This window comes from Paenibacillus sambharensis, assembly GCF_003233845.1.
Taxonomy (GTDB): Bacteria; Bacillota; Bacilli; order Paenibacillales; family Paenibacillaceae; genus Paenibacillus_I; species Paenibacillus_I sambharensis.
Genome location: NZ_QKRB01000035.1, coordinates 48,876 through 70,236 on the forward strand (window position 1 = coordinate 48,876; position 21,361 = coordinate 70,236).

Sequence of the window (21,361 nt, forward strand, 5' to 3'; positions counted from 1 at the left end):
AGATGGAATACCTCGCCTTCAGGAAGGAGGAAAAACATGAGTGAACGCAACGCACGTAAAGTACAAATCGGTAAAGTTGTAAGTGACAAGATGGACAAAACTATCGTGGTAGCGGTGGAAACTTACAAGAAGCATGATCTTTACCACAAGCGCATCAAATACACAAAGAAGTTCAAGGCGCATGACGAGAACAACCAAGCTAAGATCGGCGACGTTGTTAAGATTATGGAAACTCGTCCGCTCTCCAAGGACAAACGCTTCAGACTCGTTGAGATCGTTGAAGAAGCAGTTATCCTTTAAGATTTGCGTGTCATTAAGCATTTTTCCGAAAGGAGGACCTAAACATGATTCAACCATTTACACGTTTGGCTGTCGCTGACAACTCCGGCGCTAAAGAATTGATGTGTATTCGTGTGCTGGGTGGTACGGGACGTCGTGTCGGTCATATCGGTGATTTGATTGTTTGTTCTGTAAAATCCGCAACACCAGGTGGCGTTGTCAAAAAGGGCGACGTAGTCAAAGCGGTTATCGTTCGCACGAAGCGTACGGTTCGCCGTAAAGACGGTTCTTACATCTCGTTCGACGAGAACGCTGCAGTAGTAGTGAAGGAAGATAAGAGCCCACGCGGTACTCGTATCTTTGGACCAGTTGCCCGTGAGCTTCGCGATAAGGATTTCATGAAGATCGTATCGCTGGCACCAGAAGTCATCTAATCCCGTACAGACGGGAACTCGATAAATGCTTGAGTGCAGACGCACGCAGGAGGTGTAACAAATGCCAAGACTCAAAAAAGTTCTGGAATCGCACAACAACAAGCTGCACGTGAAGAAGGACGATAACGTCATCGTAATCACGGGCAAGGATAAAGGTAAAAAAGGCCGCGTTATCGCAGCTTACCCGCGTGAGAATCGCGTACTTATCGAAGGCGTGAACATGGTGAAGAAGCATACGCGTCCTTCCCAGCAAAATCCGCAAGGCGGAATTATTGAGCAGGAAGCGCCGATCCATGTTTCGAACGTGATGCACATTGATCCGAAGAGCGGCAAACCGACTCGTATCGGCTACCAAGTGCAAAGCAACGGCAAGAAGGTTCGGATTGCGAAGAAATCCGGCGAGGTAATCGACTAATTTGCATAGCGGAAAGGAGGTCCATGATTCATGGCTGCAAGAATGAAAGATCGTTTTCTAAACGAAATTACGCCTGCTCTGATGCAGAAATTCAACTATTCGACGGTAATGCAAGTGCCGAAGGTTGAGAAGGTTGTTATCAACATGGGTGTTGGCGAAGCGGTAGCAAACTCCAAAGTTCTGGACGTAGCTGTTGATGAACTTCAACAAATCGCCGGCCAAAAGCCAGTTGTAACACGCGCGAAGAAATCCATCGCTGGATTTAAGCTTCGTGAGAACATGCCAATCGGTGTGAAAGTAACCCTGCGCGGTGAGCGTATGTACTACTTCCTCGATAAGCTGTTCAACATCTCGCTTCCACGTGTACGTGACTTCCGTGGTGTTTCGACCAAAGCATTTGATGGACGCGGTAACTATACACTGGGCCTCAAGGAACAACTGATCTTCCCTGAGATCGAGTATGATAAAGTTGATAAAACGCGCGGTATGGACGTCGTCATCGTCACGACGGCAAAAACGGACGAAGAAGCTCGTGAGCTGCTGACCCAACTGGGTATGCCGTTCGCGAAGTAATCCACTTCTAGGAGGTGTAACCAAGTGGCAAAAACTTCGATGAAAGTGAAGCAGCAACGTACCCCGAAGTTCAAAGTGCGTGCTTATACGCGCTGTGAACGTTGCGGCCGTCCGCATTCCGTTCTTCAAAAGTTTAAAATCTGCCGGATTTGTTTCCGTGAGTTAGCATACAAAGGCCAGATCCCTGGCGTTAAAAAAGCGAGCTGGTAATCAGCTAGACCGGGAAGGAGGTTTTCGAATAATGGTTATGTCTGATCCGATTGCAGATATGCTGACCCGTATTCGTAACGCGAATACTGTACGTCATGAGACCGTGGAGATGCCCGCTTCGAACATTAAGAAGCAAATCGCCGAAATTCTGAAGAGCGAGGGCTTCATTCGTGACGCTGAATTCATAGAGGACAGCAAACAAGGGATTATCCGTATTTTCCTGAAATACGGCCCGAACAACGAGCGCGTTATCACCGGACTGAAGCGCATCAGTAAACCGGGACTTCGCGTGTACACGAAATCAACTGAGATCCCTCGCGTACTGGGCGGACTCGGAATTGCGATCATTTCCACTTCCAAAGGGGTTATGACCGATAAAGCAGCACGTCAAGCGAAAGCTGGCGGCGAAGTCGTTTGCTACGTTTGGTAAGAAGAAGTTACAACGATTGGAGGTGTCACCATGTCACGTATTGGCCGCAAACCGATCCAGGTGCCTAACGGCGTAAACATTACCCTGGACAATTCTGTTATTACAGTTAAAGGACCGAAAGGTACGCTTTCCCGCGAGCTTCATAAAGATATGAAGGTTGTCGTTGGTGAAAACGAAATTTCGATCGAACGTCCTTCTGACAATAAACTTCACCGTTCCCTGCACGGAACAACTCGTAGTGTCGTTGCCAACATGGTCAGCGGTGTTACAGAAGGTTTCACCAAATCCCTTGAGCTCGTGGGCGTTGGTTACCGTGCAAATAAGACAGGCGAGAAAGTAGTTCTGAACGTTGGCTACTCTCACCCGGTTGAAATCGCTGCTGAGCAAGGTATTGAATTCGAAGTACCTTCCAACACGAAAATTATCGTTAAAGGCATCGACAAGGAACTTGTCGGCGCAACAGCTGCCAAAATCCGCTCCGTACGTGAGCCAGAGCCTTATAAGGGCAAAGGTATCAAGTATGAAGGCGAACGGATCCTTCGTAAAGAAGGTAAAGCAGGTAAGAAGAAATAATAAGCCATGCGGCTTAATGAACGTGAAGGCGGCTAGCCCGCCTATACATGCGGCTTAGACCGGACTGGTAGGAAGGAGTGAAATGCACAATGATTACTAAGGGCGACAAGAACAAAGCACGTCTGAAGAGACATCTGCGAGTCCGTAAGAAAATCAGCGGAACGACACAACGTCCACGTTTGTCTGTATACCGTTCCTCCAAACACATCTATGCTCAGCTGATTGATGATGTTCAAGGCGTAACGGTTGCTGCAGCATCCACACAGGACAAAGAACTCGCTGGTAAGATCGGCAACGGCGGCAGCGTGGAAGCAGCTCGTCAAGTAGGCGAACTGATTGCACAGCGTGCAAAAGCAAAAGGCTGCGAGAAAATCGTATTTGACCGCGGCGGTTACTTGTACCACGGCAGAATTCAAGCACTGGCTGAAGCAGCGCGTGAAGCTGGTCTCGAATTCTAATCGACTTTACTTAATAAGGAGGTAAAACGACTTGCGTGTAGATCCGAATACGTTAGAACTGACAGAAAAAGTTGTTCATATCAACCGCGTAGCAAAAGTTGTAAAGGGCGGACGCCGTTTCAGCTTTAGCGCACTTGTAGTTGTCGGTGACGGCAAGGGCTGGGTTGGCGCAGGGATCGGTAAAGCAGGCGAGGTGCCGGATGCAATCCGCAAAGGCATTGACGATGCTAAGAAAAACCTGATCCATGTACCGCTTGTTGGCACGACGATTCCTCATCTCGTGCTCGGTCACTTCGGCGCTGGTGAAGTTCTTCTGAAGCCTGCTTCCGAAGGTACCGGTGTTATCGCTGGCGGACCGGTTCGTGCAGTACTCGAACTGGCTGGCGTTGGCGACATTTTGACGAAATCTCTGGGTTCTTCCAACTCCATCAACATGGTTAACGCTACACTCGAAGGGCTTTCCCGCCTGAAGCGTGCAGAAGACGTTGCCAAACTGCGTGGCAAAACAGTGGAAGAGCTGCTGGGTTAAGGAGGGAATCTGATGGCAAAACTTCAAATCACCCTCGTTCGCAGCCTGATTGGTCGTAACGAGAAGCAGCGCGCTACCGTTCAAGCACTGGGCCTGCGCAAGCTTCATCAATCCGTTGTTAAAACTGACAACGCGGCCATTCGCGGCATGGTGAATCATGTCAGCCACTTGGTTAAAGTTGAAGAAGTACAGGGCTAATACAGCCATAGATAAAGCATAAATCACAAGGAGGTGCTACGAACGATGAAATTGCATGAGCTTAAGCCAGCTGAAGGCTCGCGTCAGGAACCGAAACGTAAAGGACGCGGTATCGGCAGCGGAAATGGCAAAACGGCCGGCAAAGGTCACAAAGGTCAAAACGCTCGTTCCGGCGGCGGTGTTCGTCCGGGCTTCGAGGGTGGCCAGAACCCGCTTTACCGTCGTCTTCCGAAGCGTGGTTTCAACAACCCGTTCCGTAAGGAATACGCCGTTGTAAACATTGAAGAGCTGAACAGCTTTGCAGCAGGTACTGAAGTAACGCCTGAGCTTTTGATGGAGCAGGGTATCGTTAAGAACCCGCAGAGCGGCATCAAGATCCTGGGTAACGGCGACATCAACGTCCAACTCACTGTTAAAGCAAATAAGTTCTCTCAATCTGCGGTAGAGAAAATCCAGGCTGCCGGCGGTAAAACCGAGGTGATCTAATTGTTCAAGACCGTGTCCAATATCTGGAAAGTGGAGGATTTGCGGAGACGTATTCTCTTCACACTTTTCATCTTATTGATCTACCGTGTCGGTTCGTTCATCCCCGTTCCCAACATCGATAAGACGATGCTGGAAGCGGCGAACAACCAGGAGAACCTGTTTGGACTGCTTAACACGTTCTCCGGCGGTGCCTTGTTCCAGTTCTCTATCTTCGCGCTGAGTATATTCCCGTACATTACAGCCTCGATTATCGTGCAGCTGCTAAGTATGGATGTTATACCTAAGTTTGCGGAGTGGGCTAAAGAAGGCGAGAATGGCAAACGCAAGCTTGCACAGATCACCCGTTACGGAACGATTGTTCTAGCGTTGATTCAAGCTTTTGCAACATCGATTGGTTTCCATAACCAGTTCAATATCGTTATTGATGCCGGGTTTACAACCTATGCGATGATTGCAATTGTATTGACTGCGGGTACCGCATTCCTGATGTGGCTCGGTGAACAGATCACCGAGAGAGGGATTGGCAACGGTATTTCGATCATCATCTTTGCGGGTATCGTAGCTTCGATACCGGGACATATCCGTACATTGTATGCCAGTGAATTCCTGGATAATGCGGATAACTTGTTCCTTAGCATTCTGAAAGTAGTCGCAATCCTGATTGCGGTTATCGCGATCCTTGTGGGCGTCATATTCGTTCAACAAGGTGTTCGCAAAATTCCGGTTCAATACGCGAAGCGTGTTGTCGGAAGGAAAATGTATGGCGGCCAATCGACACACATTCCGCTTAAAGTGAATGGTGCCGGCGTTATCCCGGTAATCTTCGCGATTTCCTTGCTTTACTTCCCGAGAACGATAGCTCAGTTCTGGCAGGGTAAAGCTTGGGCGAACTGGATCATAGAGCATCTTGACTATGTTCAGCCGCTTGGGATGGTCCTGTATGTTATACTGATTATCGCCTTCACCTTCTTCTATACCTTTGTGCAGATTAACCCTGTACAGATGGCTGATCAGATGAAGAAGAATGGCGGTTACATTCCGGGTATTCGTCCTGGCAAACCGACATCGACGTTCATCACGCGTGTCTTGTCCAGGATTACGTTGTCAGGTGCGCTCTTCCTGGCCCTGATTTCACTGCTTCCTGTAGCATTCGGCGCTTTGGCCGGACTGCCGCAATCCGTTCAGCTGGGCGGTACTTCGCTCCTGATCGTAATCGGTGTTGCACTCGACACGATGAAGCAGATCGAAACCCAATTGATCAAACGCCACTACAAAGGGTTTATCAATAAATAACAGTAGGTTCAGAACGGGCTGACGGATACCGCTTGCCGGAACGCCACGCCCGACCGGGCCTATTCTGCTTAAAGCGAGGTACTTCGAATGAATATCCTGTTTATGGGGCCTCCGGGTGCCGGTAAAGGCACACAAGCCGAACGGATCGTGGAAACATTTGAAATCCCGCACATCTCGACTGGCGATGCATTCCGTCTTGCGATGAAGCAGGGAACACCGCTCGGTCAGAAGGCCAAAGAATACGTAGATCAGGGACTGCTGGTGCCTGATGACGTAACCAATGGTATCGTGCGTGAAAGACTTCAGCAGAGCGATTGCGACAATGGGTTTCTGTTAGACGGATTCCCGCGTACTCTTGCTCAGGCAGAAGCATTGGATGACATGCTGTCTGATATGGGCAAGCAAATCAACCATGTGGTAAACCTTAAAGTCGACCGCAGTTTGCTGCTGGCCCGTCTTACCGGACGCCGCATATGCAAAGCTTGTGGAGCGACTTATCATGTGTTATTCAACCCGCCGAAGCAGGAAGGCGTGTGCGACAAGTGTGGAGGAGAACTGTACCAGCGCTCCGATGATACGGAGGAGAAGGTCGGTACCCGTCTTGACGAGTACATCTCCAAAACAGCACCGCTGCTGGCCTATTATGAGAATAAAGGCCTTCTTCGCGAGGTGGATGGTGAGAAGGAAATTGATACGGTAACCTCGGAAATCGTATCTTGCTTAAAGGGGCAGGCCGAATGATTATCTGCAAATCCGAGATGGAACTAAGTTTCATGAGGGAAGCAGGTCGCATTGTAGCCGACACACATCGGCTCCTTGCGCAGGCAATCAAGCCAGGGGTCACCACAAGTGAGCTCGACAAGATTGCTGAAGATTACATTCGCAGCCAGGACGCCATACCTTCCTTCAAAGGCTACAATCAATTTCCCGCGAGTATATGTGCTTCTGTTAATGACGAATTGGTACATGGCATCCCTGGATCTCGGGTCTTGAATGAAGGCGACATTATCAGTATCGACATCGGTGCGCAGTATAAAGGCTACCACGGCGATTCGGCCTGGACTTATGGTGTGGGTCAAATATCCGAGGAAGTCCAGAAGCTGCTCGAGGTCACTGAACAGTCCCTTTACGCGGGTTTGCAGCATGTCAAGCCGGATGTTCGGCTGTATACCGTTTCGCATGCGATTCAGCAGGTCGTTGAATCGGCGGGCATGTCCATTGTTCGTGAATATGTAGGGCACGGAATCGGCACCAGTCTGCATGAGGAGCCGCAAATTCCGAACTACGGAATGCCGGATCGTGGACCGCGGCTTAAACCCGGTATGGTTCTTGCAATCGAACCGATGGTTGTTCTAGGCGAGCGTTATGTGCGTACGCTGGAGGATAATTGGACGGTTGTAACCCAGGACGGTACATGGTGTGCACATTTTGAGCATACAGTAGCCGTGACGCCTGATGGCTTTGAAATATTGACCCGTTCGGCTATTGCGTAATACACTTAAGCAATAGCCCTTGCTAGGCTGCAGGATGGGCAATTCCAGGAGGGGATTATCGGTATGGAATCGGAGGTTGCTATCGGGCGGATCGTAAAGGTGCTGCGCGGTAAAGGCCAAGATGGCCTGGCGGTAATCATCGGTATCGTTGATGACCGGTTTGTGCTCATCGCGGATGGGGACAAACGGAGATTCGACGATCCGAAGAAGAAGAATCTCCTTCACTTGGAACTAACTGAAGCTGTAAGCTCGGAAGTTGTGAATAGTATGCAGGAAACGGGTCGAGTGACGAACGCCAAGCTGCGTTTTGCAATTCAGAAGTATATAGAGCGGAAAGGAGAATGACGGTGGCTAAAGAAGATGTGATTGAAGTTGAAGGTACGGTAATTGAACCGCTGCCCAATGCCATGTTCAAGGTAGAACTGGAGAACGGACATCAGATTCTGGCCCACGTATCCGGTAAGCTCAGAATGCACTTTATCCGTATTCTGACAGGAGATAAAGTGGTTATCCAGTTATCGCCATATGACCTGTCTAGAGGTCGTATCACATATCGTAAGTAGTATCTTATGACTGCAAACTAGCATTGTCTATCAGCCGGGCTTTCATTCGTTGAAATTGCCGGTTGCACTTTTAGCTGCGGCCGTCTGATTCCTGATGAAGCCAGAGGTTGCAGTTTTATTCGGGAGGTAATCACAATGAAGGTTAGACCTTCGGTAAAGCCGATTTGCGAAAAATGCAAAGTCATTCGTCGCAAAGGCAACGTTATGGTGATTTGTGAAAATCCGAAACACAAACAAAAACAAGGATAAGAAGGAGGGATAACCTACAATGGCACGTATAGCTGGTGTAGACTTGCCGCGTGACAAGCGCGTAGTAATTGCCTTGACTTACATCTTCGGGATCGGTAACACAACGGCCCAGAAAATTCTGGCTTCGACTGATATCAATCCGAGCACTCGTGTTCGTGATCTGACGGAAGACGAAGTAAGCCGTCTGCGTGAAACAATCGATAAGTCGGTTAAAGTGGAAGGCGACCTGCGTCGTGAAATCTCGCTGAACATTAAGCGGTTGATTGAGATCGGCTCTTATCGTGGAATCCGTCATCGTCGCGGTCTGCCTGTGCGCGGACAACGCACTAAGACGAATGCCCGGACCCGTAAAGGTCCTAGACGGACTGTCGCGAACAAGAAGAAGTAATAAGGGGGGATAACTGAAAATGGCAAAACCGAAAAAAGTGGTCCGCACGAAGCGCCGTGACCGTAAAAATATCGAATCTGGCGTAGCACACATCCGTTCGACATTTAACAACACGATCGTTACGATCACCGATCCGCACGGTAACGCGATCTCTTGGGCAAGCGCAGGCAACCTGGGCTTCAAAGGATCCCGTAAAAGTACTCCGTTTGCTGCACAGATGGCTGCTGAGTCCGCTGCTAAGGCAGCAATGGAGCATGGCATGAAAGCTGTTGAAGTCATGGTTAAAGGTCCTGGTTCCGGTCGTGAAGCCGCAATCCGTTCGCTTCAAGCCGCTGGCCTTGAAGTTAACCTGATTAAAGACGTCACGCCAATCCCGCATAACGGATGCCGTCCGCCGAAACGTCGCCGCGTATAGTTCAAACGCGTGTGGTATCAAATATCTGCAACTTGTGAATAATGGTTGTGAAGGTTAGGCATACTACATGATTTGACCAAATAGCGGTGTAGATACTGAACCGGCCCGGCGGCCGGTGATCAGTATGGATACGGAGCGACGTTTGAAGGAGGGTTATTTTAGTGATTGAGATCGAAAAGCCGAAAATCGAAACCGTAGAGCTGAGCGACGAAGGCACGTACGGACGTTTCGTTGTAGAGCCGCTTGAACGCGGATATGGCACGACACTTGGAAACTCGCTGCGCAGAATTCTGTTGTCGTCGCTTCCAGGAGCGGCTGTTACATCGGTACAGATCGACGGAGTACTTCACGAGTTCTCAACGGTTCCTGGTGTTCTCGAGGATGTTACCGAGATCATCCTGAACCTGAAGAGCCTCTCGCTGAAGATACATTCCGACGAGGAGAAGGTGTTGGAGATTGATGCGGAAGGCGACGGTGCGGTAACGGCCGGCGACATTCGTGCAGACAGCGATGTCGAGATTCTCAACCCTGATCTTCATATCGCAACATTGGCATCGGGTGCCCGTCTTCATCTGCGGGTATTCGCTAATCGCGGCCGCGGATATGTTATGGCAGACCGCAACAAACGCGAGGATCAGCCGATTGGCGTGCTGCCGGTCGACTCGATCTACACGCCAATTACGCGTGTCAACTACAGCGTAGAAAATACGCGTGTCGGTCAAGTCACCAACTATGACAAACTGACCCTTGAGGTCTGGACCGACGGCAGCATCCGGCCGGAAGAGGCTGTAAGCCTTGGCGCCAAAATCTTGACCGAGCATCTGGATCTCTTCGTTGGTCTGACCGACGAAGCGAAGGATGCAGAAATTATGGTTGAGAAAGAAGAAGACAAGAAAGAAAAAGTGCTTGAAATGACAATTGAGGAACTGGATCTCTCGGTTCGTTCCTATAACTGTCTGAAACGCGCTGGCATCAATACTGTTCAAGAGCTGATCACAAAAACCGAAGAAGATATGATGAAGGTCCGCAACCTGGGCCGCAAATCTTTGGAGGAAGTACAAGAGAAGCTTGAAGAGCTTGGTTTGGGCCTCCGCATGGAAGACTAAGACATCTTAGCATTTAGGCATAGCAGATTTGTACAGCAGATCCTAAGCTTCGCTAAGAAGTCGGTTTGCTCGGCAAATCTTTCTTAAAGGGAGGGAAAACAAGATGGCATACCAAAAGTTGGGACGTGACTCCAGCGCGCGGAAAGCATTGTTCCGTGACCTGGTTACTGACCTTTTCCTGTATGAGCGCATCGAGACGACAGAAGCTAAAGCGAAAGAAGTTCGTTCTATCGCGGAAAAACTGATCACGAAAGCAAAGAAGGGTGACCTTCATGCTCGTCGTCAGGTAGCGGCATTCGTTCGTCGTGAATCGATCGATGGACAACAAGATGCGATTCAAAAGCTGTTCTCTGAGCTGGCCACCCGTTACTCGGAACGTGCGGGCGGATACACACGGATCCTTAAGCTGGGACCACGTCGTGGTGACTCGGCACCTATGGTGTATTTGGAACTGGTGGATCGTGCGTAATTAGACGGGAAGAGAAAGGGTGGACCAAGAGGGACCGGTGCTGCGCAGCGGTTCCGCAATGGGACCACCTTTTTTTCTGATCCAACCCTAACCACAATTCACATAAGCAGCAGGAGGTACCATTATGCGAACCGTCGCCATGATCGTCAGCTATGACGGAACGGCATACAGCGGATTTCAAAGCCAGCCACAAGGACAAACCGTACAGGATGAAATCCAGCTGGCTCTGCAGCGGCTGACAGGAGAGGCAATCAAGATCGACGGTTCCGGGCGTACGGACGCAGGCGTTCATGCGTATGGACAAGTGATCAGCTTTGTGACGGAGTCTCCAATACCGATGAAGCGTTTTGCAATGGCACTGAATGGTTGGCTGCCGAATGACATCATCGTGAGGAGCGCCCATGAGATGCCTGCCGGGTTTCATGCCCGTATACATGCTGTCCGCAAGACCTACCGTTATTCCATAACGACTGGCAAGTATCCGAATGTCTTCACGAGCAGATATCGGTTCCATCATTATAACCCGCTGGATGTGGATGCTATGCGGAAGGCTATTGTTCATCTGCTGGGTGAACATGATTTTTCTTCCTTTACCTCGGCTGGTTCAACCAAGCGCAGTCATGTCAGGACCATCCATGAGGTAAGCATTGAGCAGGATGGAGAAGACATACACACTTTCGTAACAGGTAACGGCTTCTTGTATAACATGGTGCGTATCATCATGGGTACGTTAATGTGGGTCGGGGAAGGTAAATGGGAACCGGAGCGTATGCCCCGGGTAATTGAGGCTATGGACCGTTCACAGGCTGGCCCTAAGGCTGGTGCACAGGGACTTACCTTGTGGGAAGTGGGATACCCTGAGCCTTTCTCGCAGTGGCTGCAAATTGATCCGGCAAACGATATGTAAGTCATAATATTGCTTGCAGTACACGCTGGTTTATAGTAGAATATAACTTGTGCCTTCTTAGTGGCTCTCCCACAGCCCCGCCTAAGTTGGTGCAAACTTGGCAAATTGATTAATATCCTTGAACCGTCTTGAAGTGCTGTGCAATCCACTGATTTCACTCATGACATAGACGTGCGGGCAACCGCATTTGTGAACGAATATATGATTTTTGATACCCAATTACGTTTCCATACAAGTGAAATGTGCTATTGAACGAAGGAGGATCATCCATGCGTACCACGTATATGGCCAAGCCGAACGAAGTTGAACGCAACTGGTTCGTAATCGATGCTGAAGGCAAAACACTCGGCCGTCTGGCAAGTGAAGCTGCAGCGCTTATCCGCGGCAAACACAAACCACAATTCACACCTCATGTTGATACTGGTGATTTCGTCGTCATCATCAACGCTGAGAAGATCGTTCTGACAGGCAAGAAGCTCCAAAACAAGATGTACTATCGTCACTCCCTGTACCCGGGCGGTCTGAAGGTTACTTCCGCAGCTGATATGCTGAAGAAGCATCCTACGCGCGTGGTAGAGTCTGCGGTACACGGCATGCTGCCGAAGAACCGTCTGGGCGAGAAAATGAAGCTGAAGCTGAAAGTTTACGCAGGTTCGGAGCATCCGCACCAAGCACAAAATCCACAAGTTTACGAACTTCAGGGTTAATAAAGGGAGGACAGTTTCATGGCTCAAGTGCAATACTATGGAACAGGTCGTCGTAAACATTCGGTAGCGCGTGTGCGCCTTGTACCGGGTGAAGGACGAATCATTGTTAATAAGCGTGATTTGAACGAATATTTTGGACACGAAACACTGAAGCTGATTGTTAAGCAGCCGCTTGCACTTACTGAGACCCTGTCGAAGTACGACGTTCTCGTAATTGCTAACGGTGGCGGTACAACTGGTCAAGCTGGTGCAATTCGTCACGGTATTTCCCGTGCATTGCTGAAAGCTGATCCTGAGTTCCGTCCGGCTCTGAAGCGTGCAGGCTTCCTGACTCGTGATCCGCGGATGAAAGAACGTAAGAAGTACGGTCTTAAAGCGGCACGTCGTGCTCCTCAGTTCTCGAAGCGTTAATATTCCATTCAAGGAATCAGCCCTTGGCCTCTGGCCAGGGGCTTTTTTATATAGTTGGGGACATGACGGTTGGATGATGAGGGGTGCAGTTAAGGTAGAGAAGGCCAGCGCCAGGGGGAAGCAGAGATGCACCGCTTAAGCCGCAAGAATAGGAAGTCAAACGCCTTATTGTGGGCATACGATGGAATATAGGCATTGAGTTATGCGATGGAAAGACGTATACTATTGTTAATGCATATCACTTTACTAGGAATTAAATTATTGGAGGTCTGGATATGAACCTGTTCGAAAAAGAAGCGCTCATCAAACAAAAAGAGGTTGAGCTCGAGAGCGCATCGCCGGAAGATATATTGAAGTATGCTGTTGAGACATTCCCGAATATTACATTCGCCTGCAGCTTCGGTGCCGAGGATGTCGTTCTTGTAGACATGCTTCAGAAGATCAGCCCTAAGACTGATATCTTCTACTTGAACACTGACTTCCACTTTACGGAAACCTATGAAACCCGTGACCGGCTGGAGCAGCATTACAATATGAAGTTTGTTGAAGTTAAACCGGAGATCACACCGGAAGAGCAAGCAGCACAGCATGGTCCTGAATTGTGGAAGTCCGATCCCAATGCATGCTGCAATATCCGCAAAGTAACGCCTCTTACACAGATTCTTTCGAAATATGAGGCTTGGATTACGGGCATTCGCCGTGACCAGGCGCCTACGCGTGCGAATGCGAAGAAAATCGAGTATGATACGAAGTTTGGCTTGGTTAAATTCAATCCGATTGCACACTGGACATCTGATGATGTCTGGAATTATATCCGTGCCAATAATGTCATTTACAACCCGCTTCATGACAACAATTATCCGAGCATCGGCTGCGAGTACTGCACGCGTCAAGTTATGCCGGGTGAAGACCCTCGTGCTGGACGATGGGCCGGTAACGAGAAGACTGAATGCGGTTTGCATAAATAATCCATTACAGCAGATTAAGTCAACATTATTGGGAGGTTTGGCTACATGGGGATTCAACCACATGGCGGTGAGCTGGTAAACCGGATCGCTGCCGGCGGTGAACGCGAAGCATTGCTTGCCGAAGCGGCAGGTTTGAAGGCTGTGCCGGTCAATACATGGACCATTTCAGATTTGGATCTGATCGGTGTGGGCGCTTTTTCACCACTGAAGGGATTTTTGAATGAAGCAGATTATCGCTCTGTCGTAGATACGATGCGTCTTGCAGATGGTACGGTTTGGAGTATTCCGATTACACTGGCCGTTACAGATGAGAAGGCAGCAGAGCTGTCCACAGGTGAGCGCGCTGCGCTCGTCGGCGAAGCTGACGGTGTCATTTACGGCGTTATTGACATTGAAAGCATCTATAAAGCAGACCAGAAGCATGAGGCTGTGCAGGTTTTCAAGACGGATGATCTTGAGCATCCTGGTGTAGCGAAGCTGATGGGCCGTCCTTCTACCTATGTAGGTGGCGCGATCACGGTTCTGAACCGTCCGAAGCCAGAGAAATTCGAAGAGTTTTACTTTGACCCGGCTGAAACACGGAAAATGTTCGAGGAGAACGGATGGCGTACAGTCGTCGGCTTCCAGACACGGAACCCTGTTCACCGTGCACATGAGTATATTCAGAAATCCGCTATGGAAATTGTGGATGCTCTGTTCTTGAATCCTCTTGTCGGCGAGACCAAGTCTGATGATGTGCCAGCAAATGTGCGCATGAAGAGCTACCTGGCTTTGCTTGAGAACTACTATCCGAAGGACCGTGTGTTCCTGGGCGTATTTCCGGCTGCTATGCGTTACGCAGGCCCGAGGGAAGCGATTTTCCATGCACTCGTGCGGAAGAACTACGGCTGTACACACTTCATCGTTGGCCGTGATCACGCTGGTGTAGGCGATTATTACGGTACGTATGAGGCGCAGGATCTTCTTCGTACATTTACAGCGGAAGAGCTGGGGATTATGCCGCTTTATTTTGAACACAGCTTCTTCTGCAAAAAATGCGGCAACATGGCCTCCAGTAAAACATGCCCGCATGATAAGGCTGACCACCTGACATTGTCGGGCACGAAGGTTCGCGCACTGCTGCGCGATGGCATCTGTCCGCCGCCAGAATTCTCGCGCCCGGAAGTGGCACAGATTCTGATTGAAGGTATGGCAGATCAGGCTGTAAAACCTTAACGCCAATATACATTTGTTCATAAAAGACCACCCTGTCCCATATAGTTGTATAGGATGTCCGGCTATTGATTAGCCAGGTCTCTATGCAAACTGGGAATCGGGGTGGTTTTTCTTATGCGCCGCATCAAAAATCGTTTTATTGTATGGATTAGCTACAGAGGGGCGGCCCGCATCGGTGTTGGCTTCGGGACTGTACTGCTGATTCTCCTGCTGCTCTCGCAGGAGGCGCCTACTTCAAGAACCTGGACATACTGGACGCTGCCGCTTTCCGGTAAAACCATTATGCTGGATGCGGGGCATGGAGGCGTGGATGGGGGAGCAAGCAGCAAGCAGGGGACGATTGAGAAGGATCTAAACCTGGCAATCGCGCTTCATCTGCGGGACTACCTGCAGCAAGCCGGGGCTCTTGTCATTATGATTCGGGAGGATGACCGTGATCTGGCCGAGCCGGGTACGAAGGGGTACAGCAGAAGGAAAACCGAGGATCTGGTCAGACGGGTTGAGATGATTCAGGAAGAGAATCCGGATATGGTGGTCAGTATCCATATGAACAGCATTCCATCCGACAAATGGTCTGGCGCTCAGACCTTCTATTACCCGAACCACCCGAACAACAGCTCGCTGGCTTCACTGATTCAGGAAGAGATTGTACGCAATCTCGAGAATACGAACCGGGTGCCAAGCAAGAAAAATGATGTCTATCTGCTGAAGGCTATTGAGGATGTGCCGGCAGCACTTGTGGAAGTAGGCTTTCTATCCCATCCGGGTGAGGCTCGCCTGCTTGCTGATGCCGAATATCAGCGTAAGGTTGCCGCTTCAATCTACCAGGGAATTCTACGGTATACTGCAGGGGAGAAGGGGAAGGAATTGCCCGGCAGCAGTTAAAGGTGTAATAAGCCATAACGGCTCCAAAACTTGGTTCGTTGTGCACTTATGCTATAATTAGGGCATATTAAGCCTAGGCAGCCGGTTGACTGGAGAACATCGAGGGATGGATAACCCGGTTTTGACACAGGCGACAACGAGGGTGAGTGATGGCATATGTTGACACGAGAACAAGTCTTGGAAGCAATCAGTCCCGTCCTTGGTACAGATCAAGGTACCGGCGTTGAAGAGACGTCCGTGCGTGATATTGTAGTAAAGGACCGTCAGGTTTCGATGACGGTTCTGACGAACAGCGGGGAACCGGACGCCCCGCTGGAGGAAGCGCTGCGCGCTGCGCTGGCGCGCGCAGGGGCCGAAACCGTGCATCTGCGGTTTCGGCCTGCAGGAGGGCGCGCCGCAGCAGCAGGCGCGCCAGGGCAGGCGCCTGGCAGCAGCCCAGGCGCCGGCACAGCCGCAGCCGGCCAGGCTGCGGCTGGAGCGGGCGCCGTACGCGGTCACGGCGCCGGGCTCGAGCGGACACCGCTGCTGAGCGAAGCCAGCGGTGTGCACTTCATTGCCGTCGCCAGCGGCAAGGGCGGCGTCGGCAAGTCCACGGTCACCGTTAACCTGGCGGTGGCCCTGGCCCGTAAGGGCAAGCGCGTCGGACTCATCGACGCGGATATCTACGGCTTCAGCGTGCCCGATATGATGGGCATCGAGGGTCGCCCCGAGGTTGTGAATGAGCGGGTGATTCCCATCGAGCGATTTGGAGTCAAAGTCATGTCGATGGGCTTCTTTGTTGAGGATAACAGCCCTATCGTATGGCGTGGACCGATGCTCGGCAAGATGCTTCGCAACTTCTTCGAAGAGATTGAGTGGGGCGAACTGGACTATGTACTGCTGGATCTGCCTCCGGGCACAGGTGATGTTGCCTTGGACGTGCATCAGATGATTCCGCAGAGCAAGGAGATCATCGTAACGACCCCGCATGCTACAGCAGCATTCGTAGCGGCTCGCGCTGGCTCCATGGCTATTCGGACCGAGCATGAGATTCTGGGCATAGTTGAGAATATGTCCTACTACTCCTGCTCCGCCTGCGGCAACAAGGATTATGTCTTCGGCAGAGGCGGCGGGGCCAAGCTTGCGGAGTCGCTGCATGCCGACCTTCTGGCACAGCTTCCTCTTGGCGCCCCGGACAACCATCCGGCAGAACCGGATTTTTCACCTTCCGTTTACAAGGGTGATACAGAGATGGGACAGCTGTATGCCTCGATTGCGGAGCAGGTCATAGCCAAGTGTGAGGAACAATCAGCCTCATAAGACACATTTTGCTGCAGCACAGTGTGGCACCAAACCGTTCTTCATCGCACCGCCAATACAATCGCCAATATAAACACAATCACCCGCCGGCACCATGCCGGCGGGTTTGTTTTCACCCATTGATGATATTCTTAACTCCCGCCTCCGCCTTCACCGCCACCGCCTTCACCGCCGCCACCGCCTTCGCCTCCGCTTTCACCGCCGCCGCCTTGCTCTCCTTCCTTCTTAAGCGGTTCAAAAGGCTTGGGCTTAAGCTCCTCCTGTACGGCCTTCTTCATGAGATCAAGGAGTTCAACGCGTACAAGCGGACTCTGGATCGTTTCCTGCATGATGGTTTGAATATGCTTGCGGTACTGGGGAGTCTGCATGACATCGAGTATCACCTGATCCATCTCAGGTGTCTTGAATACCGAAACCAGGTCCTGCTGGTAACCGGGATCCTTCATGAGGTCTTTATGAATTTGTTTGTTCTGCGTATTTACAGCCTTGGCAAACTCACCGGCGAATCGTTCATCCGTCATTAACTTCTCAATTACCTTATAATAATCAGGGGATACCAATACGTCCTTGACGGCAAGTCGGACCTGTTCCTGGCCCTGTGTGGTCAGCATTTGTGCCTGCAATCCTGTACCCTGCCCCGATGCTCCTTTGGTTGCCCCTTCCTCCATTGCCTTCTGTGCATCCTCAGTCTTCAGGATGTCAACGACCATGGTCTTCATGTCTTTGTAACTCATTGCCTCACCGCCGCCCCCCCCGCCGGAAGGCTCTGAACCGCATCCAGCCAGAAGCAGCAGGGAGCATGCTAATAGCAGCGCAGCAGCTGTCGGTCTTGCCGACCGTTTCTTCATAGGTACTTGGCCCCTTTCCTGAAAGCTTGGTCATTGCTTGATCAAAAGCTGCCTTTGCGAATTCCAGCTTGAATAAATGCATAAGAGCTTGTCTATGGGTTATTATGACCGAACGCCCAGTGGATTATGAAGCGGGACGATAGCTTTTTGAACCGAACATGGTAAAATAAAGAGGATGTAGACAAGAGGAGGCTTCAAGCTGGTGAACATACGGAAATGGTTTTTTTTATTTTGGAGCTGTATGGCCGTTGGAGCGGCTGCAACCGCTTTGACCGGATCTATCATGCTGTGGACGGATCAATCGTTTCATATTATGGGGATTGAGGCGGTCGGCTTTAATGCGGGGATGATGCTGCTGGTGGGAACGATGATCGGCGCGTTCAGCCAGATGGGATTCTTCGCCTATCTAACCCTGAATTATATTGCTCTAAGTATCTTCCGCCGAAAATATTTGTGGAACGCGCTTCAGGCCTATACCACTTTATTTGCGGTGTTCTTCTTTGGTTACGTGCTGTATGGCAACCGGGATTTGTTCGGCAATATGATGTTCTGGCTGCTGCCGCTGCTTCTGGCTGTCTTCTCCTGGATCGTGGCCAAGGTGAAGGTGAATCAGACGAATGCAAGTGCTCTCGTACCTACGTTATTTCTCATGTATGTCGGGACTTTAATTGAGACATGGCCCAGCCTAAGTGCGGAGGAGACCAATGCATCGGCCGTCATCTTCATGCTGGTGCCGTTGTTCATCTGCAATGCTTATCAAATCCTGATGCTGCACCGCATCCTTAAACCGGCAGCGGCCGATTCCGCAATAAATACGAAACCGGTCGCCTAGTGTCGGTCTGGGTTTTACATTTTGTATTCGCCTGGGATCAGCTCCTGCACAAGCCCTTGTGAGGGCGTCTGCATTGTTGGCTTATCCTGCACGCTGTGGCCGGAAAGCTCTGTATGGGCAATAAGCTCGGACACGGAGACGAATGTATAGCCTTTGGCCTGAAGCTGTTCAATGATCTTCGGGAGGGCTTCTGGAGTCTGTTTGGCTGAATCGCTGGCATGCATCAGTATGATATCACCGGGATGCGCCTTTGAAATCACACGGTTCACGATTTTGTCCGTGCCAATATTCATCCAGTCAAGGGAATCTGTGTCCCATTGGATGACTTTATAACCAAGCTGATCGGCGATCTGAAGCACCCGTTTATCAAAATCGCCGTTGGGCATCCGGATCAGATTGGGAGACTTGCCGACTACAGTCGATAGAATCGAGTGCGCAGTCTGAATCTGTGTTCGGATCTCCTCGTCGCTGAATTTGCTGTAGTTGTCATGCTTATGCCCGTGGCTGCCGATCTCATAACCGGACTCCGCTATTTTACTGACAATTTCGGGATGAGACTGGGCCCATGGCGCAGAGAGGAAGAAGGTGGACTTGGTAACCCCTTTCTCTTTCAGGATGTCAAGGATCGGCAGAGCCCTTTTATCACCCCAGCTGATATCGAAGGTAAGGGCAACAACTTTCTTCTCGGTCGGCACACTGTAAATGGCTGCAGGCGTCGGAGGCGCGAAGACCGTTATATTATCCTTCTCGGCATACACGACGCCGGCGGAGAACATGATGGCAACTGCAAGGAGAAAATAACGCTTCAATCGACGTCCGTTCCATACCACAAAGAAATTCATTCGCTGGCTCTCCTCTCGGTTTGAAAATGCTTGCTGCTGCAAGGACATGCGGGGCTTGTTCTTCTAAAATGTATGCGGGCTTGCGGAACTTATGCCCTGCATTTTCGTATCAGATAAAGCTGACCGGCAAGCATAAGGAGATAGACAGCGGGATATAAAGACATGGAGAAGGGGGTGCAAACATGCTTTCATGGAAAGCAATGGTGCAGCATCTGGCGGCGATGAGGACATACATTGTCATGTCTGCCATTCTGTTTTTTGCGGGTATGATCGTAGGCGGGACTAATACAGCACTGCATACGTATCTAGATAACCAGCTGCAGGGGATTTCCGATATTGCGGATCAGCTCAATCAGACGAGCAACCCGATGCTGAGCATTTTTTTGTTTATTTTCTTTAACAACACGATCAAGTCGATATTCGTCATGTATCTGGGGGCGGCGTTCGGCATTGTTCCACTGTTCTTCCTGCTGGTTAACGGTATGGTAATGGGTTATCTGTATACCTCGCTGAATGAAGAGGGGCATAATGCAGCGCTGGTCTTCATGAAGGGGATACTGCCTCACGGCATCTTGGAGATTCCCGCCATAATTATTGCCTGTGCGTACGGACTTAAGTTTGGTGCATTAGGATTCAGGGGTCTGAAATCTTTGTTCTTCGGCTCGCGTAAAACTATTGGGGCGGAGTATGAATTTTTCGCTACCCGCACGGTGGCAGTCATGCTGCTGCTTGTTATTACGCTGCTCGCAGCTGCTATTATCGAGACTACGGTAACACCTTGGTTGTTATCCATGTAATAATTTCCCGGAAAACTGAGCATAACAGTAAAGCGGCGTCATGCACGAAGCATGCACGCTGCTTTTTTTACACCGGCGAAGGGTGCTGTACCGTTATGGATGGCCCGGCATGCTTGCGGCAGGTGTGGCCTTAAGTAGAAGGAAGCGGGAAGTAGGGACAACAATCGCAAGGGGGCAACGTACAGGTATGCTCGGAATACTATTCACGGATAAAGAGTGCAAGGAGCTGGAGTATGTGCTCCGGAAGGAACTTGATGAGATGCTGCTTGATCTGCATGATGCCCGGCTTGATGGTGATATTAAGAACGCAATTGCCAAACGTTATAAAATTGTTTTTCGAATGTACGCCCGGATGGCTTCACCCAAGGAACTCTCTCGTTACGCGCTGAACATTCGTGCTTATTTGTAAGGAAAATCAGGCTCCTAAATCTGCTTCCAGAAAATGAATGCCCGCAGGTCTTGACGGTGGCCTGCACCATATGTTAAATTATCTATCCGACGCTTTGCAGCAGAGGCATGCAGCACTTATTTAATAAGTGTTTAAGAAAAATAGGTTAAATTAACCTCTTGCAAAGAGTAAGGCGTCTGTGATATATTATAAAAGTCGCTGCTGAAATGAAGGCGCGATGATGAAGACAGCTTTTAAAGGGTCTTTAACAGGAATTGTTCTTTGAAAACTGAACAACGAGCGAACTGCCCTGTCATTCCATTCATGGAATGATGGATAAGCAATACAGAATGAGCAAGTTAGACTCAACTTTAATGGAGAGTTTGATCCTGGCTCAGGACGAACGCTGGCGGCGTGCCTAATACATGCAAGTCGAGCGGATCTTTAAAGGTGCTTGCACCTTTAAAGATTAGCGGCGGACGGGTGAGTAACACGTAGGCAACCTGCCTGTAAGACTGGGATAACATCCGGAAACGGATGCTAATACCGGATACGCGGTTCCCCCGCATGAGGGGACCGGGAAAGACGGCGCAAGCTGTCACTTACAGATGGGCCTGCGGCGCATTAGCTAGTTGGTGGGGTAACGGCCTACCAAGGCGACGATGCGTAGCCGACCTGAGAGGGTGATCGGCCACACTGGG

Annotated in this window: 33 protein-coding genes and 1 rRNA gene; 32 read left to right on the plus strand and 2 right to left on the minus strand. The window is 50.3% G+C overall.

Translation table 11 applies throughout. From position 1 onward, the window contains the following. The first annotated feature begins 36 nt into the window (after positions 1–36). The 28 genes from rpsQ (at position 37) to DNH61_RS05430 (ending at position 16,953) form a co-directional block, all read left to right on the plus strand. On the plus strand, positions 37–300 hold the full coding sequence (gene rpsQ / locus DNH61_RS05295) for a 30S ribosomal protein S17 (protein ID WP_111145633.1): 264 nt from the start codon (positions 37–39) through the stop codon (positions 298–300). A gap of 44 nt (positions 301–344) precedes the next feature. After that, positions 345–713 carry a 50S ribosomal protein L14 gene (gene rplN / locus DNH61_RS05300; RefSeq protein ID WP_111145634.1) on the plus strand — a complete coding sequence of 123 codons (369 nt, stop codon included), beginning with the start codon at positions 345–347 and terminating at the stop codon, positions 711–713. A 61-nt stretch (positions 714–774) separates the two neighbouring features. Then, on the plus strand, positions 775–1,128 hold the full coding sequence (rplX, locus tag DNH61_RS05305) for a 50S ribosomal protein L24 (RefSeq protein WP_111145635.1): 354 nt from the start codon (positions 775–777) through the stop codon (positions 1,126–1,128). Between the two features lie 30 nt (positions 1,129–1,158). Continuing rightward, complete coding sequence (rplE, locus tag DNH61_RS05310) at positions 1,159–1,701, plus strand: 50S ribosomal protein L5 (protein WP_111145636.1); 543 nt, start codon at positions 1,159–1,161, stop codon at positions 1,699–1,701. 24 nt (positions 1,702–1,725) lie between these two features. Beyond that, positions 1,726–1,911, plus strand: a complete 186-nt coding sequence (locus tag DNH61_RS05315) for a type Z 30S ribosomal protein S14 (RefSeq protein ID WP_013312154.1) — start codon at positions 1,726–1,728, stop codon at positions 1,909–1,911. 31 nt (positions 1,912–1,942) lie between these two features. Beyond that, positions 1,943–2,341, plus strand: a complete 399-nt coding sequence (rpsH, locus tag DNH61_RS05320; RefSeq protein ID WP_111145637.1) for a 30S ribosomal protein S8 — start codon at positions 1,943–1,945, stop codon at positions 2,339–2,341. Between the two features lie 30 nt (positions 2,342–2,371). Further along, positions 2,372–2,914: a 50S ribosomal protein L6 gene (rplF, locus tag DNH61_RS05325; protein ID WP_111145638.1), complete on the plus strand. Its 543-nt coding sequence runs from the start codon at positions 2,372–2,374 to the stop codon at positions 2,912–2,914. 89 nt (positions 2,915–3,003) lie between these two features. Further along, positions 3,004–3,372 (plus strand): 50S ribosomal protein L18, encoded by a 369-nt coding sequence (rplR, locus tag DNH61_RS05330; RefSeq protein WP_111145639.1) that lies wholly within the window; start codon positions 3,004–3,006, stop codon positions 3,370–3,372. Between the two features lie 31 nt (positions 3,373–3,403). After that, positions 3,404–3,901, plus strand: coding sequence for a 30S ribosomal protein S5 (rpsE, locus tag DNH61_RS05335; protein ID WP_111145640.1), 498 nt, complete (start codon positions 3,404–3,406; stop codon positions 3,899–3,901). Between the two features lie 12 nt (positions 3,902–3,913). Next, a complete protein-coding gene (rpmD, locus tag DNH61_RS05340) occupies positions 3,914–4,099 on the plus strand; it encodes a 50S ribosomal protein L30 (RefSeq protein WP_111145641.1) in 186 nt (61 codons plus the stop codon). A 45-nt stretch (positions 4,100–4,144) separates the two neighbouring features. Next, positions 4,145–4,585, plus strand: a complete 441-nt coding sequence (rplO, locus tag DNH61_RS05345) for a 50S ribosomal protein L15 (protein WP_111145642.1) — start codon at positions 4,145–4,147, stop codon at positions 4,583–4,585. Next, positions 4,586–5,878, plus strand: a complete 1,293-nt coding sequence (gene secY, locus DNH61_RS05350; RefSeq protein WP_111145643.1) for a preprotein translocase subunit SecY — start codon at positions 4,586–4,588, stop codon at positions 5,876–5,878. An 87-nt stretch (positions 5,879–5,965) separates the two neighbouring features. Next, entirely contained in the window at positions 5,966–6,619 is a 654-nt protein-coding gene (locus tag DNH61_RS05355) for an adenylate kinase (protein WP_111145644.1), read from the plus strand. After that, complete coding sequence (map, locus tag DNH61_RS05360) at positions 6,616–7,371, plus strand: type I methionyl aminopeptidase (RefSeq protein WP_111145645.1); 756 nt, start codon at positions 6,616–6,618, stop codon at positions 7,369–7,371. Before DNH61_RS05355 ends, map begins: the two co-directional genes overlap by 4 nt. 63 nt (positions 7,372–7,434) lie before the next feature. Further along, positions 7,435–7,716 carry a KOW domain-containing RNA-binding protein gene (locus DNH61_RS05365; protein ID WP_111145646.1) on the plus strand — a complete coding sequence of 94 codons (282 nt, stop codon included), beginning with the start codon at positions 7,435–7,437 and terminating at the stop codon, positions 7,714–7,716. Between the two features lie 2 nt (positions 7,717–7,718). Further along, a complete protein-coding gene (infA, locus tag DNH61_RS05370; protein WP_015847200.1) occupies positions 7,719–7,934 on the plus strand; it encodes a translation initiation factor IF-1 in 216 nt (71 codons plus the stop codon). A gap of 135 nt (positions 7,935–8,069) precedes the next feature. Then, a complete protein-coding gene (gene rpmJ, locus DNH61_RS05375; RefSeq protein ID WP_003333770.1) occupies positions 8,070–8,183 on the plus strand; it encodes a 50S ribosomal protein L36 in 114 nt (37 codons plus the stop codon). 19 nt (positions 8,184–8,202) lie between these two features. Continuing rightward, positions 8,203–8,571 (plus strand): 30S ribosomal protein S13, encoded by a 369-nt coding sequence (rpsM, locus tag DNH61_RS05380; protein WP_111145647.1) that lies wholly within the window; start codon positions 8,203–8,205, stop codon positions 8,569–8,571. Positions 8,572–8,590: 19 nt separating this feature from the next. Further along, positions 8,591–8,986 (plus strand): 30S ribosomal protein S11, encoded by a 396-nt coding sequence (gene rpsK, locus DNH61_RS05385; RefSeq protein ID WP_111145648.1) that lies wholly within the window; start codon positions 8,591–8,593, stop codon positions 8,984–8,986. A gap of 161 nt (positions 8,987–9,147) precedes the next feature. Continuing rightward, positions 9,148–10,092 (plus strand): DNA-directed RNA polymerase subunit alpha, encoded by a 945-nt coding sequence (locus DNH61_RS05390; protein ID WP_111145649.1) that lies wholly within the window; start codon positions 9,148–9,150, stop codon positions 10,090–10,092. A gap of 103 nt (positions 10,093–10,195) precedes the next feature. Further along, a complete protein-coding gene (gene rplQ / locus DNH61_RS05395) occupies positions 10,196–10,561 on the plus strand; it encodes a 50S ribosomal protein L17 (protein WP_111145650.1) in 366 nt (121 codons plus the stop codon). Between the two features lie 124 nt (positions 10,562–10,685). Further along, a complete protein-coding gene (truA, locus tag DNH61_RS05400) occupies positions 10,686–11,468 on the plus strand; it encodes a tRNA pseudouridine(38-40) synthase TruA (RefSeq protein ID WP_111145651.1) in 783 nt (260 codons plus the stop codon). A gap of 269 nt (positions 11,469–11,737) precedes the next feature. Further along, positions 11,738–12,175, plus strand: a complete 438-nt coding sequence (gene rplM, locus DNH61_RS05405) for a 50S ribosomal protein L13 (protein ID WP_111145652.1) — start codon at positions 11,738–11,740, stop codon at positions 12,173–12,175. A gap of 18 nt (positions 12,176–12,193) precedes the next feature. Next, a complete protein-coding gene (gene rpsI / locus DNH61_RS05410) occupies positions 12,194–12,586 on the plus strand; it encodes a 30S ribosomal protein S9 (protein ID WP_111145653.1) in 393 nt (130 codons plus the stop codon). 275 nt (positions 12,587–12,861) lie between these two features. After that, on the plus strand, positions 12,862–13,554 hold the full coding sequence (locus DNH61_RS05415; protein WP_111145654.1) for a phosphoadenylyl-sulfate reductase: 693 nt from the start codon (positions 12,862–12,864) through the stop codon (positions 13,552–13,554). Between the two features lie 45 nt (positions 13,555–13,599). After that, positions 13,600–14,769, plus strand: a complete 1,170-nt coding sequence (gene sat, locus DNH61_RS05420) for a sulfate adenylyltransferase (RefSeq protein ID WP_111145655.1) — start codon at positions 13,600–13,602, stop codon at positions 14,767–14,769. Between the two features lie 114 nt (positions 14,770–14,883). Further along, positions 14,884–15,654 (plus strand): N-acetylmuramoyl-L-alanine amidase CwlD, encoded by a 771-nt coding sequence (gene cwlD / locus DNH61_RS05425; RefSeq protein ID WP_111145656.1) that lies wholly within the window; start codon positions 14,884–14,886, stop codon positions 15,652–15,654. 156 nt (positions 15,655–15,810) lie between these two features. Next, the gene (locus DNH61_RS05430) at positions 15,811–16,953 is read left to right on the plus strand and encodes an Mrp/NBP35 family ATP-binding protein (protein WP_111145657.1); all 1,143 of its coding nucleotides are present in this window, start codon (positions 15,811–15,813) and stop codon (positions 16,951–16,953) included. Positions 16,954–17,084: 131 nt separating this feature from the next. Here the strand turns inward: DNH61_RS05430 and gerD are convergent, their stop codons facing one another. Continuing rightward, a complete protein-coding gene (gene gerD / locus DNH61_RS26240; protein WP_181438587.1) occupies positions 17,085–17,801 on the minus strand; it encodes a spore germination lipoprotein GerD in 717 nt (238 codons plus the stop codon). Positions 17,802–18,003: 202 nt separating this feature from the next. Here gerD and DNH61_RS05440 point away from each other — a divergent pair, with 202 nt between their 5' ends. Further along, positions 18,004–18,633: a KinB-signaling pathway activation protein gene (locus DNH61_RS05440; protein WP_111145658.1), complete on the plus strand. Its 630-nt coding sequence runs from the start codon at positions 18,004–18,006 to the stop codon at positions 18,631–18,633. A 14-nt stretch (positions 18,634–18,647) separates the two neighbouring features. On the opposite strand, the gene pdaB is transcribed toward DNH61_RS05440, so the two are convergent. Then, the gene (gene pdaB / locus DNH61_RS05445) at positions 18,648–19,475 is read right to left on the minus strand and encodes a polysaccharide deacetylase family sporulation protein PdaB (RefSeq protein ID WP_111145659.1); all 828 of its coding nucleotides are present in this window, start codon (positions 19,473–19,475) and stop codon (positions 18,648–18,650) included. Positions 19,476–19,657: 182 nt separating this feature from the next. Between pdaB and DNH61_RS05450 the strand changes: the two genes are divergently transcribed. The 3 genes from DNH61_RS05450 to DNH61_RS05460 form a co-directional block, all read left to right on the plus strand. Beyond that, positions 19,658–20,272, plus strand: coding sequence for a stage II sporulation protein M (locus tag DNH61_RS05450; RefSeq protein WP_111145660.1), 615 nt, complete (start codon positions 19,658–19,660; stop codon positions 20,270–20,272). 187 nt (positions 20,273–20,459) lie between these two features. Further along, complete coding sequence (locus DNH61_RS05455) at positions 20,460–20,681, plus strand: hypothetical protein (protein ID WP_111145661.1); 222 nt, start codon at positions 20,460–20,462, stop codon at positions 20,679–20,681. Between the two features lie 350 nt (positions 20,682–21,031). Continuing rightward, positions 21,032–21,361, plus strand: a 16S ribosomal RNA gene (locus tag DNH61_RS05460); the annotation flags it as partial.

Coding starts and splice junctions, on each gene's coding strand:
- rpsQ (WP_111145633.1), top strand. CDS start 37: ATGAGTGAACGCAACGCACGTAAAGTACAAATCGGTAAAGTTGTAAGT.
- rplN (WP_111145634.1), top strand. CDS start 345: ATGATTCAACCATTTACACGTTTGGCTGTCGCTGACAACTCCGGCGCT.
- rplX (WP_111145635.1), top strand. CDS start 775: ATGCCAAGACTCAAAAAAGTTCTGGAATCGCACAACAACAAGCTGCAC.
- rplE (WP_111145636.1), top strand. CDS start 1,159: ATGGCTGCAAGAATGAAAGATCGTTTTCTAAACGAAATTACGCCTGCT.
- rpsH (WP_111145637.1), top strand. CDS start 1,943: ATGGTTATGTCTGATCCGATTGCAGATATGCTGACCCGTATTCGTAAC.
- rplF (WP_111145638.1), top strand. CDS start 2,372: ATGTCACGTATTGGCCGCAAACCGATCCAGGTGCCTAACGGCGTAAAC.
- rplR (WP_111145639.1), top strand. CDS start 3,004: ATGATTACTAAGGGCGACAAGAACAAAGCACGTCTGAAGAGACATCTG.
- rpmD (WP_111145641.1), top strand. CDS start 3,914: ATGGCAAAACTTCAAATCACCCTCGTTCGCAGCCTGATTGGTCGTAAC.
- rplO (WP_111145642.1), top strand. CDS start 4,145: ATGAAATTGCATGAGCTTAAGCCAGCTGAAGGCTCGCGTCAGGAACCG.
- DNH61_RS05355 (WP_111145644.1), top strand. CDS start 5,966: ATGAATATCCTGTTTATGGGGCCTCCGGGTGCCGGTAAAGGCACACAA.
- map (WP_111145645.1), top strand. CDS start 6,616: ATGATTATCTGCAAATCCGAGATGGAACTAAGTTTCATGAGGGAAGCA.
- DNH61_RS05365 (WP_111145646.1), top strand. CDS start 7,435: ATGGAATCGGAGGTTGCTATCGGGCGGATCGTAAAGGTGCTGCGCGGT.
- rpmJ (WP_003333770.1), top strand. CDS start 8,070: ATGAAGGTTAGACCTTCGGTAAAGCCGATTTGCGAAAAATGCAAAGTC.
- rpsM (WP_111145647.1), top strand. CDS start 8,203: ATGGCACGTATAGCTGGTGTAGACTTGCCGCGTGACAAGCGCGTAGTA.
- rpsK (WP_111145648.1), top strand. CDS start 8,591: ATGGCAAAACCGAAAAAAGTGGTCCGCACGAAGCGCCGTGACCGTAAA.
- rplQ (WP_111145650.1), top strand. CDS start 10,196: ATGGCATACCAAAAGTTGGGACGTGACTCCAGCGCGCGGAAAGCATTG.
- truA (WP_111145651.1), top strand. CDS start 10,686: ATGCGAACCGTCGCCATGATCGTCAGCTATGACGGAACGGCATACAGC.
- rplM (WP_111145652.1), top strand. CDS start 11,738: ATGCGTACCACGTATATGGCCAAGCCGAACGAAGTTGAACGCAACTGG.
- rpsI (WP_111145653.1), top strand. CDS start 12,194: ATGGCTCAAGTGCAATACTATGGAACAGGTCGTCGTAAACATTCGGTA.
- DNH61_RS05415 (WP_111145654.1), top strand. CDS start 12,862: ATGAACCTGTTCGAAAAAGAAGCGCTCATCAAACAAAAAGAGGTTGAG.
- sat (WP_111145655.1), top strand. CDS start 13,600: ATGGGGATTCAACCACATGGCGGTGAGCTGGTAAACCGGATCGCTGCC.
- cwlD (WP_111145656.1), top strand. CDS start 14,884: ATGCGCCGCATCAAAAATCGTTTTATTGTATGGATTAGCTACAGAGGG.
- DNH61_RS05430 (WP_111145657.1), top strand. CDS start 15,811: ATGTTGACACGAGAACAAGTCTTGGAAGCAATCAGTCCCGTCCTTGGT.
- gerD (WP_181438587.1), bottom strand. CDS start 17,801: ATGAAGAAACGGTCGGCAAGACCGACAGCTGCTGCGCTGCTATTAGCA.
- pdaB (WP_111145659.1), bottom strand. CDS start 19,475: ATGAATTTCTTTGTGGTATGGAACGGACGTCGATTGAAGCGTTATTTT.
- DNH61_RS05450 (WP_111145660.1), top strand. CDS start 19,658: ATGCTTTCATGGAAAGCAATGGTGCAGCATCTGGCGGCGATGAGGACA.
- DNH61_RS05455 (WP_111145661.1), top strand. CDS start 20,460: ATGCTCGGAATACTATTCACGGATAAAGAGTGCAAGGAGCTGGAGTAT.